Below are 15,454 nucleotides of genomic sequence, written 5' to 3' on the forward strand. Positions count from 1 at the left end.
GCCGTCGTGGTCCTGGGCGCCCGCGCGGTGGTTTTCGCGCGGGTGGATCGCATACTAAGCGGTCGCTTGGGCTGACGGAACCAGGCGCTCAGGACTTCTTGGGCCGCGCCCGTACGTGCATCCGCTCGCCCTGCGGTCCGAACAGGCTCAGGAACTCCACCGGACGGTCCCCCGCGGGCCCGAACCAGTGCGGCACCCGGGTGTCGAACTCGGCCGCCTCCCCCGGCCCGAGCACCACGTCGTTCTCGCCGAGGACGAGGCGCAGCCGCCCCGAGAGCACGTACAACCACTCGTAGCCCTCGTGCACGCGCGGGTCGGGCTGCTCGGCGCCCGGCTCGTGGACGACCTTGTACGCCTGGAGGCCGCCGGGCTGGCGGGTGAGCGGGTACAGGGTGCGGCCGTGGCGCACGATCGGCCGGTTCCTGACGCGGGGGTCGCCGACCGGCGGCGCGCCGACGAGCTCGTCCAGCGGGACCTGGTGGGCGCGGGCGATCGGCAGCAGCAGCTCCAGACTGGGCCTGCGCCCGCCGGACTCCAGGCGGGAGAGGGTGCTCACCGAGATGCCGGTGGCGGCGGACAGCTCGGCCAGGGTGGATCCGCGCTCGCGCCGGATGCGGCGCAGGCGGGGTCCGACCTCGTCGAGGACGGAGGCGATGCGTTCGTCTTCGGTCATTTCCCCATTGCAGAAATGGCAACTCCGTTTGTCAACTCCGCCACGCGCGGCGAAGCTCGTGGCATGGACGAGAACAGGAACGAGAAGACCGTGGACACGGAGCACCGGCCGTACGAGGTGGTGGTGGTCGGCGGCGGCGCGGCCGGCCTGAGCGCGGCCCTGGTCCTGGGCCGGGCCCGGCGCGGCACCCTGGTGATCGACGCCGGCGAGCCGCGCAACGCCCCCGCCGCCCACATGCAGGGCTACCTCTCCCGGGACGGGATGAGTCCGGCCGAGTTCCTGGCCGTGGGCCGGGAGGAGATCGCCGCGTACGGGGTGGAGTGGACGGAGGGCCGGGTGACGGCGGCCGCGCCGGACGCCCCGGAGGGCTTCACCGTGTCGCTCGCCGACGGCCGGACGGTGCGCGCCCGGCGGCTGATCGTGACCACCGGCCTCGTCGACGTGCTCCCAGAGATCGGCGGCCTCGCCGAGCGGTGGGGCCGGGACGTGCTCCACTGCCCCTACTGCCACGGCTGGGAGGTGCGCGACCGGGCCTTCGGCGTGATCGCCCACCCCGCCCTTCCGGCGCACCAGGCCCTGGTGGTCTCGCAGTGGTCGTCCGACGTGACGCTGTTCCTGCACACGGCCCCCGAGCCCTCGGCCGAGGACACGGCCCGGCTCGCGGCGGCCGGCGTGACGGTCGTGACCGGCGAGGTGGCGGACCTCGCGGTCGAGGGCGACCGGCTGACCGGCGTACGGATGAGGGACGGGCGGACCGTGCCGCGCGAGGTGCTGTTCGTCGGCACCAGGACGGTGCCCCGCGACGGGCTCCTCACCGCCCTGGGCGCGGCCACGCACGAGACCCCGTTCGGGCGCTTCGTCACGGTCGACGAGACCGGCCGGACGAGCGTGCCCGGGGTGTGGGCGGCCGGCAACGCGATCGGCGCCCACGAGCAGGTGGTCAACGCGGCGAGCGGCGGCTACCGGGCGGCGGTCGCGGTCAACGCGGAGCTGCTGATGGCGGACCTGGACCGGCGGGTGGCGGCGGGCACGCGGTGACGGACGGGGCGGCCCGACGGGCGGCGCCGGGGCCGAGCTGTGGGCCGAGTGGATGAAACCGGCGCCCGCGGGGCACGCGGACCGGAGGCAGGGCCGAGGATCGGCCATGGTGACGGGAAGACATCCTCCAGGGAAGGACGGAACTCACCCCATGCTCGGTACGGACTTCACGACGGGCTCCCCCAGCTGGATCGACCTCGGCAGCCCCGACACCGACGCGGCGGCCGTCTTCTACGGCCGGGTCTTCGGCTGGGACTTCACCCCGGCGGGCCCCGGCGCGGGCGGCTACGGCTTCTTCCGGCAGGAGGGCCGTACGGTCGCCGCGCTCGGCCCGCTCACCGAGGAGGGTGCGAGCAGCGCCTGGACCGTCTACTTCCAGACCCCCGACGTCGAGGCCACCGAGCACGCCGCCGAGGCCAACGGCGGGACCGTGCGCGTCCACGCCCTGGACGTCATGGACGCGGGGCGGATGGCGGCCCTGACCGACCCCGGCGGCGCCGAGTTCGCCGTGTGGCAGCCCGGCACGATCAAGGGCCTGGAGCGGACCTCGGAGGACAACACCCTGGTGTGGACCGAGCTGCACACCGGCGACCCCGAGGCCACGCTCGCCTTCTACCAGGCGTTGTTCGGCTGGCGCTGGCAGGCGATGGACACGCCGGGCATGACGTACCGGGTGATCTCCACGGCCGAAGGCGACCAGCAGGACGCCTCGTTCGGGGGCGTGGCGCCGCTGCAGAGCGGCGCGTCCCGGGCGCGCTGGGTGCCGTACTTCGCGGTGACCGACGCGGACGTGATCGCCACCTCGACCCAGGAGAGCGGCGGTTCGGTCCTGATGCCGCCGGCGGACGTGCCCGACGTGGGCCGCATCGCCTGGCTCGCGGACCCCTTCGGCGCGCCGTTCGCCGTCCTGAAGCCCGCGCCCATGCGCTGACGTGGGCCCGCGCCGACCTCGCCGCCGGGGTGCCGGGTCAGTGCGGGAACACCTCGAACGTCACCGCCGGCCGGCCGCCGAAGCGGGCGGCGGCCCGCTCGGTGGACTCGGTGACGAAGTCACGGCAGTACTCCTCCGCGTCCCGGTCGGTCAGCGCCTCGATGTACGTGCGGTGGGCGAGGAGCGAGCGGGTGGCGCGTTCCAGGCCCGGACGGGCGTCGACCGCGTGGGTCGGGAGGTTGGATCCGGCGACGGCCACCCAGCGGACCCCGTTCCAGGGGGCGAGGCCCTGTTCGGTCAGTTCGGGGAAGATCCAGCGGTTGCCGGCGTCGGCGGCCGCGTCGAGGGTGGCGCGGCCGACCGCCCGGTGGTCGGGGGTGTTCCAGTAGCCGCCGGGCTCCGGGCCCCAGGTGTCACGGTGGTTGAGCGTGATGACGAGTTCGGGCCGGTGCCGGCGGATGGCCGCGGCGATGTCGCGGCGCAGGCCGAGCCCGTACTCGATCACGCCGTCCGCGTGGTCGAGGAACTCCACGGTCTCCACGCCCACCACGGCGGCGCTCTCCCGCTGCTCCCGCTCGCGCAGCGGGCCGCAGGCGGCCGGGTCCAGTCCGTCGATGCCCGCCTCGCCGCGCGTGACGAGCAGGTAGGCGACCTCCTTGCCCGCGTCCGTCCAGCCCGCGACGGCGGCGGCGCAGCCGTATTCGAGGTCGTCGGGGTGGGCGACGACGGCGAGCGCGCGCTGCCAGTCGGAGGGCATCTCTTCCAGCTGCGGCAGCGCCTGTTCGGTCTTCTCGCTCATGGCGGCAGGATACGGGGACGGCCGCGGCCGTCCCGGGGGCTCGGGACCCTGACCGGCGGCCCCGGCCTCAGTTCGCCCCGGCGAGGATCACGGAACGGGTCAGGTGCCGGGGCCGGTCGGGGTTGAGGCGCCGCCGGCCGGCGAGGGCGACGGCGAGCCGCTGGGCGCGGACCAGGGCGGCGACCGGGTCGACGGCGTCGGCGACGAACCGGGCGCCGGTGGCGAGGACCTCGTCGGCGAGCCCCGAGGGGACGGGGCCCAGGCACCAGACCAGGCTGCCGGGGTCGCTGATGCTGATCGGGCCGTGGCGGTACTCCATCGCCGGGTAGGACTCGGCCCAGGCGCGGGCGGCCCCGCGCAGCTTGAGCGCGGCCTCGTCGGCGAGGCCCGCGGTCCAGCCGGTGCCGAGGAAGGTGAACTGGCGGTGCGCCGTCCAGGCGGCGGGCAGCGGCTCGTACAGGACGAGTTCGGCGTCCGTGACGGAGGGCCCGAGGTCGACGCCGAGTCCGGCGCGCAGCAGTTGGAGGGCGGTGGTGGGGAACCGGGTCTGGACGACGGAGCGTTCGTCGGCGAAGGCGAGGTCGAGGACGGTGTCGGCCCGGTGGGCGGCGGGGCTGTCCGGGACCGCGGTGAGCAGCAGGGTCGGGATCCGGCCGGCGGCGCCGTCGAGCAGGGCGGCGACCTCGGTGGTGGTGCCGGAGCGGGACAGGGCGACGATCCGGTCGTAGCGGCGGCCGAGCGGAGTGAGGTCGGAGGCGGGGAAGGCGTCGGTCTCGCCGGCCCCCAGGGACTCGCGGAGGGCCGCGTAGGAGCGGGCGATGAAGTACGAGGTGCCGCAGCCGACGACGGCGATCCGCTCGCCGGGCCGGGGCAGCAGGTCGGCCCGTTCGGCGGCGAGGACGGCGGCGCGGCGCCAGCAGTCGGGCTGGCTCGCGATCTCGGTGTCGACATGGGTCGTCATGGCGTCCGGTTTCCTCTCTCGGGGCTCCGGACGGATGTCTATCCCGTGGCGGCCGCGCACACCATGAGCAATCAGTGAGCACCGCTTGGACTTTTGTCAGGCGCCGGTGTCGCGGGCCGCGCCGCAGGAGGCGCGGACGACCAGCCGGGGCCGCAGCTGGACCTGGTGCAGCGGGGAGGCGTCGCCGTCGGCGAGCCGGCGCAGCAGGATCTGGGCGGCGAGGCGGCCGACCTGGAACTTGGGCGGTGACACGGCCGTGAGCGGGGTCTCGGCGACGTCCGCGAACTCGTTGTCGTAACTGATCAGGGCGAGGTCGTCGGGGACCCGCAGTCCGGCCCGGCGGGCGGCGGCGAGCACCAGTGCGGCCTCGCGGTCGCCGAAGCAGAGGGCGGCGCTGGTCCCGGCCTCGCGCAGGGCGGCCACGGCCCGGTCGGCGCGCTCCGGGTTCCACTCGGCCATCACGTCGCTCTGCCGGTGGGGCGCGGGCAGCCCGAGGTCGGCGACGGCGCGGGCGAAGCCCGACTCGATGGGCGCGGTGGTGGGGGCGTCGGAGCGGACGACGAGGCCGAGCCGCCGGTGCCCGAGGGCCCGCAGATGGCGTACGGCGTCGTAGGCGCCGCCCTCGTGGTCGGTGCACACGTGCTCGGTGGGGTCGCCGGGTCCGTGGGCGGCGAGGCGCCGCTCGACGAGGACGGCGGGCACCGGCAGGGCGAGCAGTTCCTCGGCCCGCCGCCCGGGGTCGGTGGCGGTGTGCAGGGTGGGCACGAGGAGCAGCCCGTGGACGCCGGCGGTGAGCAGCCGTTCGACGGCGGCGTCCTCCTCGGCGGGGTCGTAGTGGGAGCAGGCGAGGACCAGCCGGGCGCCGGCCGCGGTGAGCTCCTGTTCGATGCCGTGGAGGACGCGCGGGTAGTAGAAGGCGGTGTCGGGGACGAGGACGCCGACCACCCGGCGGTCGGGGCGTTCCTCCTCGGTGCGCGGGGCGGCGAAGGTGCCGGCGCCCTGGCGGCGTTCGACCAGACCGAGGGCGACCAGGTCCTCGTAGGCGCGGCGGACGGTGGTCACCGACACGCCGGTCTCGGCGGCCAGGGCACGCTCGGTGGGGAGTTTGCTGCCCGGCGGCCAGGTGCCGTCGAGCATGCCCCGGCGCAGCTGGGCGACCAGGGCGCGGAACTTCAGCTCGCGTCCGGCCGCGGGCGCGGGAATCCCGCGGTGTGCCATCGGGGCCCCCTGGTGCTCCGGTCGCCGGCGGCCGCGTCGCCGGTCGATTGCGCCGGGAATCCTATCCCCGTCCGCGCGGATTGCTCCCGTTCGGAACGGTGGCTTCCGGGCAGCGACTTCGAAGGGGCGGCTTCGAGCGGTGCCCGTCGGGGGCCGGTTCCTGCCGAACACGCCCCCGGCCACCCTCTACAGATGTAGAGTCGGGCCATGACGGGAATCGCAGGCACGTTCGTTCCCCGCCCGCACTTCGGATCGCGGTACCAGACCGTCGTCCCCGCTCCGGTGGAGACGGTGTGGGCGGCGTGGCGGAAGATGGAGCAGCCCGGCGGCGAGGGATGGGGGCCGGTCGTCCGGGCCCTGTTCGCCGTACGAGGCCGGCTCGGCCGCTGGAAGAACGGCCGGAAGGAGCCGGCGATGACGGAGGACGACCTGCGGAGCGGTTTCCTGCTGCTCGCCGAGGACCCCCCGCACGAGATCGTCCGCGGGATCGTGGGGCAGTGGTGGACCATGGCGGCGGCGACCTCCCGGCCGGACGTCACCGACGCGCGGGAGTTCGCCGCCTTCGAGGAACCGGGTTACGCGAAGGCGACGTTCAGCATGCGCTTCACGCCCGATCCGGCCACCGGCGGCACCAGGGTCGTGACCGAGACCCGCGTCCTGTGCCTCGACGAGACGGCCCGTCGGGCCATGGGGCGGTACTGGCGGCTCATCAGCCCCTTCAGCGGGCTCGTACGTCTGCTGATGCTGCGCAGGCTCCGGCAGCGGGCCCTCGCGTGAGCGGGACCCGAAGCCCGCGCGTACGGGCGCTGCTCGACGCGGCCGTGACGGTCATCGCGGAGGACGGGCTGCGCGGCCTGACCCATCGGGCCGTCGACGCGCGGGCCGATGTGCCGCCCGGCTCGGCCAGTTACTACTTCCGCACCCGCCAGGCCCTGCTCGCCGCCGTCGTCGGCTTCATCGCCGAACAGGAAGTGGCGGAGATCGAGGCGGCGACCGTCTCCGGAGCGATGGCGGACGCGCCGCCGCTGCGCCGGGCGGCCGATCGCTTCGCGGGCGTCCTCGCCCACTGGCTCGGCCCGCGGCGCGACCGGACCCGCGCCCGCCTGGAGATCGTCCTCCTGACCGCCCGGCGCCCGCACGACGACGTGGGGGCGGAACTGCACCGTGTCAGAAGGCGGTTCGTCGACCAGGCCCGGCTGCTCGCGTCAGCGGTCGGCAGCCCCGACCCGGAGGAAGGCGGACGGATCCTGGTCGCCTTCGCCGAAGGACTCGCCTACGACGGGGTGACACGACCGGGCCCCGACACCACGGACCGCGCGGCCCTGCGGCGGATGACGGAGAAGGTGCTGCACACGCTCGCCGGGTAGCCGCGCTCGACGGTCCGGGCGCAGCCGCACTCCGCCGTCCAAGCCGCGCCGCCGTCCGGGCCGTACCCCGCCGTCCGGGCCGTAGCCGTAGTCCGCCGTCCGGACCGCGCGCCGCCGTCCGGACCGTGCTCCGCGAAAGGGGCGGAGCACGCCCGGATCAGAGCTCGCCGCGGGCCAGGGCGAGGAGCCGGTCGAGGACGCGCGGGCCGCCGGCCCGTACGCCGTCGTGCTCGAACTCGTCGGTGACCCAGGTGCGCAGGCCGCGGATCGCCCGCGCGGTCTGCAGGGAGTGGGCGGTGTCGACGTACATGTCGTCGTGGTAGACGGCGGCGGCGACGGGCACCTCGTTGGCGGCGAGCCGGGCGGGGTCGTAGAGCGGTGGCCAGTCGGTGCGCGCGGCGAGGTGTTCGGCGGTCTCCCGCAGCGGGCGCAGTGCCGGGTCGGTGGTGAAGTGCCAGGGGTGGATCGTCTCGCCGGTGAAGAGGACGGGGCCGTCGCCGGCCGGTGCCTTGGCCGCGTCGAACTCGGGGAACTCGGCGCGGACGCGTTCGGCGGCCCAGTCGGTCGGCCCCTGGCCGCGACTCGGGCCCTGGGCGTAGATGGCCTCGTGGAGGACGGCGTAGAGCGGGTGGGCGGCGAAGGAGAGCTGGGCCTGGACGGCCTCGAGGAAGGCGTCGGAGAGGGCGGGGCCGGCCGGGGTGGGGACGAAGGCGTGCTCCAGGAGCAGGTGGAGCTGGTGGGTGCCGGTGCCGCCGCCGAGGAGGATGCCGAGGGACTGGAAGGCCTCGGGGGTGAGCAGTCCGCCGCCGGGCAGGGTGACCCGGTGCTCGTGGAGGTGCGCGGTGACGCGGCGGGCGCGCTCGACGTCCTCGGGGTGGCGGGCGTAGTGGTCCTCGTTCTTGCGCCGGACGCGCGGGTAGGCGGCCCGGTAGACCTCGTCGGCGGTGGCGTGCAGGGAGGGCAGACCGCCGGTGACGAGGACGGTGGCGAGGCCCTCGGGGGCGGCGCCGAGGTAGTGGGTGGCGCAGAAGCCGCCGAAGCTCTGGCCGAGGACGGTCCAGGGGGCGCCGCCGGTGACCTGGCGGCGGATCAGCTCGCAGTCCCTGACGATGGAGTCGGCGCGGAAGTGCGCGAGGTAGTCGGCCTGCTCGCGCGGGGTGCCGCGCAGCGGCAGGGTCTGCCGGTTGGCGGGCGTGGAGTTCCCGGTGCCGCGCTGGTCGAGGAGGAGGACCCGGAATTCCGCGACCGCCCGGCCGAGCCAGGCCTGCCGGCCGATGAAGCGGCGGGCCCCGAAGCCGGGGCCGCCCTCCAGGTACAGCAGCCAGGGCAGGTCGGTCCGGTCGGCCTTGTCGCTCGCGACGATCTCGCGCCCGTAGAGCTCGATCGACTCGCCCGTAGGACGGTCGTGGTCGAGGGGGACGGTGAACCGGCGGTCGGTGAGGACGAGCCCCGGCTGACGGTACGTGGACACGCTGACTGCTCCTGTTCGTGACACCCCCGCCAGGACAGTGGATCACATGGCGGGGGTGCGCACCGCATCAGGAGGCCGGCGGGGTCACGGAACCGTGTCAGGGGTCGTGGTCGGTCACGGGATCCTGGGCACGGGCTCGTGGTCAGGAGGTGGGGAAGTCGTCCGCCGTCCTGATCCGGTCGCGGATCCACACCCCGGCGGGCTTGAGCGAGGTGGTCCCGGTCCACGGTCCGTTGTTCGCGCAGGTGCCGGGCTTGAAGACGGCGCCGCTGCGGCCGTCGTCGGAGTAGTTCCAGTTGACCCAGCTGATCTTCTTCGCGGCCATGAGGTCGAGGTAGCGCTGGCTCATGGCGAAGTCGTCGCTTCCCTCGCCCGCGTAGTTCTGGGTGCCGAACTCGGTGACGAAGACGGGCAGCCGGTCGGCCGCGCGGGAGAGGGTGTTCAGGTACGCGTCCCGGTGGGAGTACGCGTAGAAGTGGAAGGTGTACATGATGTTGGCGGCCTTCACCGGGTCGGCGACCACCTCGGCCTCGCTGCCGCCCTCGGAGACGCCGAAGGAGGACCAGGCGCGGGTGCCGACCAGGACGGGTGCCTCCGGGTCCTTGGCGCGGATGACCGGGATCAGCTCCTCGGCGTAGGCCCGGATCCGGGACCAGGCGACGCCGCTGGGCTCGTTGGCGATCTCGTACAGGAGGTTGGTCTTGGTGCCGTGGCGCTGGGTGATCTCGGTGAAGAAGGTCTTGGCGCGGGCGAGGTTGGCGTACGGGTCGCCCGGGTCGAGCATGTGCCAGTCGACGATCACGTACATGCCGCGCGCGGTGGCCTGGTCGATGAGGCCGGAGGCGAGCTCGGTGTACTTGCGCGGGTCGGTCTCGTAGCCGCCCTCCTGGACGTAGGTGGAGACGCGCAGCACGTCGGCGTTCCAGTCCTTGGCGAGGGCGTCGAGGGAGCCGGTGGTGAGGCACTGCGCGTACCACTGGGTGCCGTGGCTGGACATGCCGCGCAGCTGGATCGGCTTGCCGTGGCGGTTGCAGAGCTTGGTGCCGCAGACCGTGAGCTGGCCGTTGACGGCGGCGGGGGTGCCGGTGGCGGGCGGCGGGGTGGTGGCGGTGTCGACGGCGAGGTGGTCGACGTTGGGGCCGCCGACGGCGGTGGTGGCGGTGGCGCGGACGGTGTTGGTGCCCGCCCGCAAGGCGGCGGTGAGGCTCGTGGTGGACCAGCCGGTCCAGGCGCCGGTGGGCGCGAAGGCCTTGTCGTCGGCGACCGGCGTGCCGTTGACGGTGATGTCCATGGGCCGGTTCGCGGTGCTGCCGTTGGCGTACCGCAGGGTGAGCGTGCCGGTGCCGGCGGCGGCCGCGTCGACCTTCCACTCGACGTAACCGCCGGTGGTGTTGTGGTAGTTGACGAAGCCGCCGCCGGTGAATCCGGTGTGGTTGGACTCGACCACGCCCTGCGAGACGGTGGCGCTCTCGGCCTCGTGGACGACGGCGGCGGTGGGGGCGGCGGGGGCGGTGGGGGCCGCCGCGGCTGAAGAGGGCGGGGTGAGGCCGATGAGGAGGGCGGCGAGGGCGGCCGAGAGGCCGCCGGCTATGTGGACCGATCGTGCCGAAGTCATGGGGTCTCCGCGGACGATGGACTGGAAGGAAACTTTCCTAACGGAGAGATAGCAGCATCGCCGCCCCACCCACAAGAGTCATGACGCAGGACGCCGTTCAGCCGACTGACCTGTCCGCTGAACGCCCGGGTCCTAGTCCTGCATGACGGCGAGGACGTTCCTCGCCGGATCGGTGAACCATGCGATGCCGGCCGGGCCTTCGTTCCCCGTGTTGCGGACGATGCCCTTGTCGTCGAAGTCGAAGCCCGGGTACCGCTGGAAGTCGACTCCCTTCGCCTTCAGCGCGGCGACGGCGGCGTCGATGTCGTCGACCTGGAAGTTCAGGACGGTGAAGCTCGCCGGTGCGTGCTGGTCGCCCTTCGGGTAGACGAGGACCTTCGCCCCGCCGGCGAGGGTGAGGAACAGCATCCGCATGTCCCCCGTTCCCTCCTCGGCGACCTGGAGGCCCAGGGTGTCGCCGTAGAAGGTGCGGGCCGCGTCGAGGTCGTCGACCGAGAAACTGCTGAAGGCCGGGGTGCTGCCGAACAACACGGGTGGTTCTCCCTTCGGTGGAACGCTGCTGGCGTCCCCTCAGGGCACACCACCGCGAAGGCGGCCGGCCGTCCCCGCCACGCGGAAACGGCCGGATGGTCCTCCGCCTGTCACCCTCGGGTGCGGACGGCACCGTGCGGTCAGGGGGCGATCGGGAGCCGGCGCTTGTGCTCGGTCAGCTGGTAGCGGCGCACGATCGCGGCGAAGGCGGCCTCGCCGACCGGCTTGCCCTCCAGGAAGTCGTCGATCTCGTCGTACGTGACGCCGAGCGCGTCCTCGTCGGGCTTGCCCGGGTCCAGGGTCTCCAGGTCGGCCGTCGGCGTCTTCCAGACCAGCTCGGCGGGGGCGCCGAGCTCGGCCGCGACGGCGCGGACGCGGCGCTTGGTGAGGCCGGTGAGCGGGACGACGTCGGCGGCGCCGTCGCCGTACTTGGTGAAGAAGCCGGAGACGGCCTCGGCGGCGTGGTCGGTGCCGACGACCAGGCCGTTGTGGGCGCCGGCGACCGCGTACTGGGCGATCATCCGCTGGCGGGCCTTGATGTTGCCGTGCACGAAGTCCTGGTGGTGGTCGTCGCGGAAGACGACACCGGCGGCGCGGGTGGCGTCGAGGGCGGCGTCACTGGCCGGCTTGACGTCCACGGTGAGCACCTCGTCGGCCTGGACGAAGCCGAGCGCGAGCTGCGCGTCGTGCTCGTCGGCCTGGACGCCGTAGGGCAGCCGCATGGCGTAGAAGGTGGCGTCGCCGCCCGCGGCCCGGACCCGCTCCACGGCGAGCTGGCAGAGCCGTCCCGTGGTGGTGGAGTCGACACCGCCGCTGATGCCGAGGACCAGGCAGCGCAACCCGGTGGAGGTGAGGCGCTCGGCGAGGAAGGCCACCCGGCGCTCGATCTCCTCGCGCGGGTCGAAGGTCTCGGAGACCTCGAGCTCCCGGGCGATCTGCTGCTGCAGGGCGGTGGTCTCCGGGTCGGTCACGGAATGCTCCTCGGTGGTGCGGTGGTGTGCGGTGGACGTCCCGGGTCGACTCTATCCCGGGCCCGGGCGCCCTCCGGAGTCCCGCACGCTCCCGACCGCGCTACGTGAGGCAGACCACCTCGACCCGCTGGACCAGGTTGTTCCCGAAGCCGCCCCGGTTCCAGGGCGCGGTGAGGGGCTGGGTGTGCCCGGCGGCGTCCGTGGCGCGGACGCTGAGCCGGTACGGGCCCGGGGTCGCCGTCCAGGTCGTGTGCCACGCGGCCCACGCCCAGGGCCGGGCCGGGTCGGCGGTGACCTCGGTGTCGGTCCAGGTCTCCTCGTCGTCGGTGCTGAGCTCCACGCGCTCCACGGGGCCGTGCCCGGACCAGGCCCGGCCGGCGAGCGGGACGGGGCCGGGGCGGACGACGCGGGCGCGGGACATGAAGTCGGGGAAGCCGGGCGGGATCATCAGGGCCCGTGGCTCGATGACGTCCACCGGTTCGCCGGGCTCGTCGGGCTCCTGGCGGTAGCGGTAGGCGACGGACTGCTGGAAGCCCGTGAACGGGGTGTCGGTGACGGTGATGTCGCGCAGCCACTTCACGGACGCCATCCCGTACCAGCCGGGCACGACCAGGCGCAGCGGATGGCCGTGCTGGGGCGGCAGCGGGGCGCCGTTCATCGCGTACGCCACAAGCACGTCCCGCGCCGGGTCGGCGGCGACCGTCAGCGGCAGGGCCCGCTGGTAGTCCTGTTCGACGCCGCGCTCGACACCGTGGTCGGCGCCGGTGAACACGACCTCGGCGGCGCCCTCGAAGGCCCCGGCCTCGGCCAGCAGACCGGCCAGCGGGACCCCGGTCCACTCGGCGGTGCCGACGGCCTCGACCAGCCAGGGCTGGCTGACCGGCCGCGGCACGAGCCGCGCCCGGCCGTTGCCCGCGCACTCCAGCGTGACCCGGCGGGTGACCGCCGGCCGCGCGCGCAGGTCGGCGAGGTCGAGGGAGAGCGCACGACGCACCCGGCCGCCGACGGTGAGCCGCCAGCCGTCGGCGTCGGCGTCGGGGATGTCGTAGTGCACCAGCACGTAGTGCAGACCGGGCGGCGTGACGTCGTACCGCAGCGCTTCGAGGGGCAGTCCGTGATTCCGCGCCGCGAGCGCCAGCTCCGCCCCGCTGACCCCCTCGTCGAGTCCGGCGAGCCGGCCGGGTGGGCTGACGTCCCGCAGGCCGGGGGCGCCCCTCGTCGCGCCGCCGCCCACCGGGGCGCCTTCGGCCCCGGGGCCGGGGGCCGGGGAGTCGTTCATGTCTTCATGGTGCGCCGTCCGCCCCGGCGGCACCATCGCGGCCGGCGGCCCCGTCACGTGGCGCCCCCGCCCCGTGGCGGCCCGTGCTCCCCCGGCGCCGCCAGTTCCTCCACCGCGTCGGCGCCGACCACCGCGCCGGTGGACTTCTTGGCACGGCGCAGCCGGGCCTCCAGCCAGGCGGCGAAGGAGGTCAGCAGGAAGTTGAGGGCGACGAAGACGACGGCGACCACGGTGAAGCTGGCGATGGTGTTGGCGCCGTAGTTGGCGCTCATGGGACGGACGGACGCGAGGAGCTCGGAGAAGCCGAGCATCGCGCCGCCCAGGGCCGTGTCCTTGACGATGACGACGAGCTGGCTGACGAGCGCCGGCAGCATCGCGGTGACCGACTGGGGCAGCAGCACGTACGTCATGGTCTGGCCCTTGCGCATGCCGATCGCCTTCGCCGCGTCGGTCTGGCCGGCCGGGAGGGCGAGGATGCCCGCGCGGACCACCTCGGCGAGGACGGACCCGTTGTAGAGGACGAGGCCGGTGACGACCGCGTACAGCGGCCGTGTCTCGGGGCTGACGTTCGTGAACTGGGCGTACGCGGCATTGGCGAAGAGCATCAGGATGAGGACCGGGATGGCGCGGAAGAACTCCACGACGGTGCCGGCGCCCACCCTGACCCAGCGGTGGTCGGAGAGCCGGCCGATGCCGAAGAGCGCGCCGAGCGGCAGGGCGATGACCATGGCGAGGGCGGCGGCGACGACGGTGTTCTTCAGGGCCGGCAGGACGTAGGTGGTCCAGACCCGGGAGTCGGTGAAGAAGGGCGCCCACTTGTCCCAGTCGAGCTGGTTCTTGTCGGCGAGGCTCGCCACCAGCCACCAGACGGCGAAGCCGAGGGCGACGAGGAAGACGAGGGTGTAGAGGAGGTTGCGGCGGCGCGCCCTCGGGCCGGGGACGTCGTAGAGGACGGCGGGTCGGGTCTTCACCGTTTCACCGCCACCTTCTTGGCGACCCAGCCGAGGATCAGCCCGGTGGGCAGGGTGAGACAGAGGAAGCCGGCGGCGAAGATCACGGAGATGAGGATGAGCTGGGCCTCGTTCTCGATCATCTCGCGCATCAGCAGGGCCGCTTCGGCGACGCCGATGGCGGCGGCGACGGTGGTGTTCTTGGTGAGTGCGATCAGCACGTTGGCGAGCGGGCCCACGACGGACCGGAAGGCCTGCGGCAGCACGATGAGCCGCAGCGTCTGCGTGAAGTTCAGTCCGATGGCGCGGGCGGCCTCGACCTGGCCGAGCGGGACGGTGTTGATGCCGGAGCGCAGGGCCTCGCACACGAACGCCGCCGTGTACGCGATGAGTCCGAGGACCGCGAGGCGGAAGTTGACGACGGTGAAGTCCCTGGCGCCCAGGTTCACGCCGAGGGTCTGGAAGAGGCCGAGGGAGGTGAAGACGATGATGACGGTGAGGGGGATGTTGCGGACGATGTTGACGTAGACGGTGCCGAAGCCCCTCATGAGGGGGACGGGGCTGACCCGCATCGCGGCCAGCAGCGTCCCCCAGAGCAGGGAGCCCACCGCGGAGTAGACGGTCAGCTGGACGGTCGTCCAGAACGCTCCCGGCAGGTCGTAGCCTTCGAGGAAGTCGAACACGTCGGCCCGCTCACTTGACCACGGTGCCGATCTTCGGGGCGGGCTCGTTCTTGTATCCGGCCGGGCCGAAGTTCTTCTGCACGGCCTTGTCCCAGGATCCGTCGGCAACCATCTTCTCCAGCGCCTTGTTGATCCGGTCCTTGAGCTCGCTGCCCTTCTGGACGCCGATGCCGTAGTTCTCGTTGCTCAGCTTGAAGCCGCCGAGCTTGAACTTGCCCTTGAACGCGTCCTGCGAGGCGTATCCGGCGAGGATCGAGTCGTCCGTGGTGAGGGCGTCGATCACCCCGTTCTCGAGTCCGGTCAGGCACTCCGAGTAGCCGCCGTACTCCTGGAGCTGGGCGTCGGGCGCGAGCTTGTCCTTGACGTTCTGCGCGGAGGTGGATCCGGTGACGGAGCAGAGCCTCTTGTCGTTGAGGTCGGAGGGCTTCTTGATGGAGTCGTCGTCGGCGCGGATCAGCACGTCCTGGTGGGCGAGCAGGTAGGGCCCGGCGAAGTCGACCTTCTCGGCCCGCTTGTCGTTGATCGAGTACGAAGCGGCGATGAAGTCCACGTCGCCTCGCTGGAGCAGCGTCTCGCGGTCGGCGCTCTTGGCCTCCTTCCACTCGATGTCGGCGGGTTCGTGCCCGAGTTCCTTCGCGACGTACGTGGCCACGTCGACGTCGAAGCCGGTGTACGTGCCGTCCGGCGTCTTGAGGCCGATGCCGGGCTGGTCGAACTTGATGCCGATGGTGATCTTGTCCTCCCCGTGGTCGGCGGGCAGTGCGGCGGCGTACGCCGTACCGGTGAAGGAGAGGGCGACCGCGGCTGCCGCGGTCACCGCGATCCTTCGGTTCCTGAGCGGGTTCATGGTCATCACCCCAGCGGTGAGACGGTCGGAGTCGGGTCGGAGTCGGTCGTGCGGGGGGGGGCGGAGTCGGTCGTACGGGGGTCGGAGTGGTTCGTACGGGGTCGGAGTGGTCATACGGGG

At 73.3% G+C, this 15,454-nt stretch carries 16 protein-coding genes; 4 read left to right on the plus strand and 12 right to left on the minus strand.

Annotation, left to right across the window (positions count from 1 at the left end):
- Window positions 1-88 precede the first annotated feature (88 nt).
- A complete protein-coding gene (locus ABTZ91_RS24870; RefSeq protein WP_352079441.1) occupies window positions 89-673 on the minus strand; it encodes an XRE family transcriptional regulator in 585 nt (194 codons plus the stop codon).
- Window positions 674-736: 63 nt separating this feature from the next.
- On the opposite strand from ABTZ91_RS24870, the gene ABTZ91_RS24875 reads away from it, so the two are divergent.
- Both ABTZ91_RS24875 and ABTZ91_RS24880 read left to right on the plus strand, forming a co-directional pair.
- Window positions 737-1,711 (plus strand): NAD(P)/FAD-dependent oxidoreductase, encoded by a 975-nt coding sequence (locus tag ABTZ91_RS24875; RefSeq protein WP_352079442.1) that lies wholly within the window; start codon window positions 737-739, stop codon window positions 1,709-1,711.
- 151 nt (window positions 1,712-1,862) lie between these two features.
- Entirely contained in the window at window positions 1,863-2,642 is a 780-nt protein-coding gene (locus ABTZ91_RS24880; RefSeq protein WP_352079443.1) for a VOC family protein, read from the plus strand.
- A 37-nt stretch (window positions 2,643-2,679) separates the two neighbouring features.
- On the opposite strand, the gene ABTZ91_RS24885 is transcribed toward ABTZ91_RS24880, so the two are convergent.
- The 3 genes from ABTZ91_RS24885 to ABTZ91_RS24895 form a co-directional block, all read right to left on the minus strand.
- The gene (locus tag ABTZ91_RS24885; RefSeq protein ID WP_352079444.1) at window positions 2,680-3,441 is read right to left on the minus strand and encodes a PIG-L deacetylase family protein; all 762 of its coding nucleotides are present in this window, start codon (window positions 3,439-3,441) and stop codon (window positions 2,680-2,682) included.
- A gap of 67 nt (window positions 3,442-3,508) precedes the next feature.
- Entirely contained in the window at window positions 3,509-4,402 is an 894-nt protein-coding gene (locus ABTZ91_RS24890; RefSeq protein ID WP_352079445.1) for an SIS domain-containing protein, read from the minus strand.
- Between the two features lie 96 nt (window positions 4,403-4,498).
- Window positions 4,499-5,620 (minus strand): substrate-binding domain-containing protein, encoded by a 1,122-nt coding sequence (locus ABTZ91_RS24895; RefSeq protein ID WP_352079446.1) that lies wholly within the window; start codon window positions 5,618-5,620, stop codon window positions 4,499-4,501.
- 207 nt (window positions 5,621-5,827) lie between these two features.
- On the opposite strand from ABTZ91_RS24895, the gene ABTZ91_RS24900 reads away from it, so the two are divergent.
- On the plus strand, window positions 5,828-6,397 hold the full coding sequence (locus ABTZ91_RS24900) for a hypothetical protein (protein WP_352079447.1): 570 nt from the start codon (window positions 5,828-5,830) through the stop codon (window positions 6,395-6,397).
- Window positions 6,394-6,987, plus strand: coding sequence for a TetR family transcriptional regulator (locus ABTZ91_RS24905; RefSeq protein WP_352079448.1), 594 nt, complete (start codon window positions 6,394-6,396; stop codon window positions 6,985-6,987). The genes ABTZ91_RS24900 and ABTZ91_RS24905 overlap by 4 nt, the downstream gene beginning before the upstream one ends.
- Window positions 6,988-7,144: 157 nt before the next feature.
- Here ABTZ91_RS24905 and ABTZ91_RS24910 read toward each other — a convergent pair whose 3' ends face one another.
- From ABTZ91_RS24910 to ABTZ91_RS24945, 8 genes are all read right to left on the minus strand, one after another.
- Window positions 7,145-8,458, minus strand: coding sequence for an alpha/beta fold hydrolase (locus ABTZ91_RS24910; protein ID WP_352079449.1), 1,314 nt, complete (start codon window positions 8,456-8,458; stop codon window positions 7,145-7,147).
- Window positions 8,459-8,600: 142 nt separating this feature from the next.
- Window positions 8,601-10,073, minus strand: a complete 1,473-nt coding sequence (locus tag ABTZ91_RS24915; protein WP_352079450.1) for a cellulase family glycosylhydrolase — start codon at window positions 10,071-10,073, stop codon at window positions 8,601-8,603.
- Window positions 10,074-10,205: 132 nt separating this feature from the next.
- On the minus strand, window positions 10,206-10,601 hold the full coding sequence (locus tag ABTZ91_RS24920; RefSeq protein ID WP_352079508.1) for a VOC family protein: 396 nt from the start codon (window positions 10,599-10,601) through the stop codon (window positions 10,206-10,208).
- A gap of 143 nt (window positions 10,602-10,744) precedes the next feature.
- A complete protein-coding gene (gene nadE, locus ABTZ91_RS24925) occupies window positions 10,745-11,575 on the minus strand; it encodes an ammonia-dependent NAD(+) synthetase (protein ID WP_352079451.1) in 831 nt (276 codons plus the stop codon).
- 100 nt (window positions 11,576-11,675) lie between these two features.
- Window positions 11,676-12,854: a sulfite oxidase gene (locus tag ABTZ91_RS24930; protein WP_352079452.1), complete on the minus strand. Its 1,179-nt coding sequence runs from the start codon at window positions 12,852-12,854 to the stop codon at window positions 11,676-11,678.
- 53 nt (window positions 12,855-12,907) lie between these two features.
- The gene (locus ABTZ91_RS24935; RefSeq protein ID WP_352079453.1) at window positions 12,908-13,825 is read right to left on the minus strand and encodes an amino acid ABC transporter permease; all 918 of its coding nucleotides are present in this window, start codon (window positions 13,823-13,825) and stop codon (window positions 12,908-12,910) included.
- Window positions 13,822-14,487 (minus strand): amino acid ABC transporter permease, encoded by a 666-nt coding sequence (locus tag ABTZ91_RS24940; protein ID WP_352079454.1) that lies wholly within the window; start codon window positions 14,485-14,487, stop codon window positions 13,822-13,824. The genes ABTZ91_RS24935 and ABTZ91_RS24940 overlap by 4 nt, the downstream gene beginning before the upstream one ends.
- 10 nt (window positions 14,488-14,497) lie before the next feature.
- On the minus strand, window positions 14,498-15,340 hold the full coding sequence (locus ABTZ91_RS24945; RefSeq protein WP_352079455.1) for a glutamate ABC transporter substrate-binding protein: 843 nt from the start codon (window positions 15,338-15,340) through the stop codon (window positions 14,498-14,500).
- Window positions 15,341-15,454 lie beyond the last annotated feature (114 nt).

Source organism: Streptomyces sp. NPDC126499 (assembly GCF_040302485.1).
GTDB lineage: Bacteria > Actinomycetota > Actinomycetes > Streptomycetales > Streptomycetaceae > Streptomyces.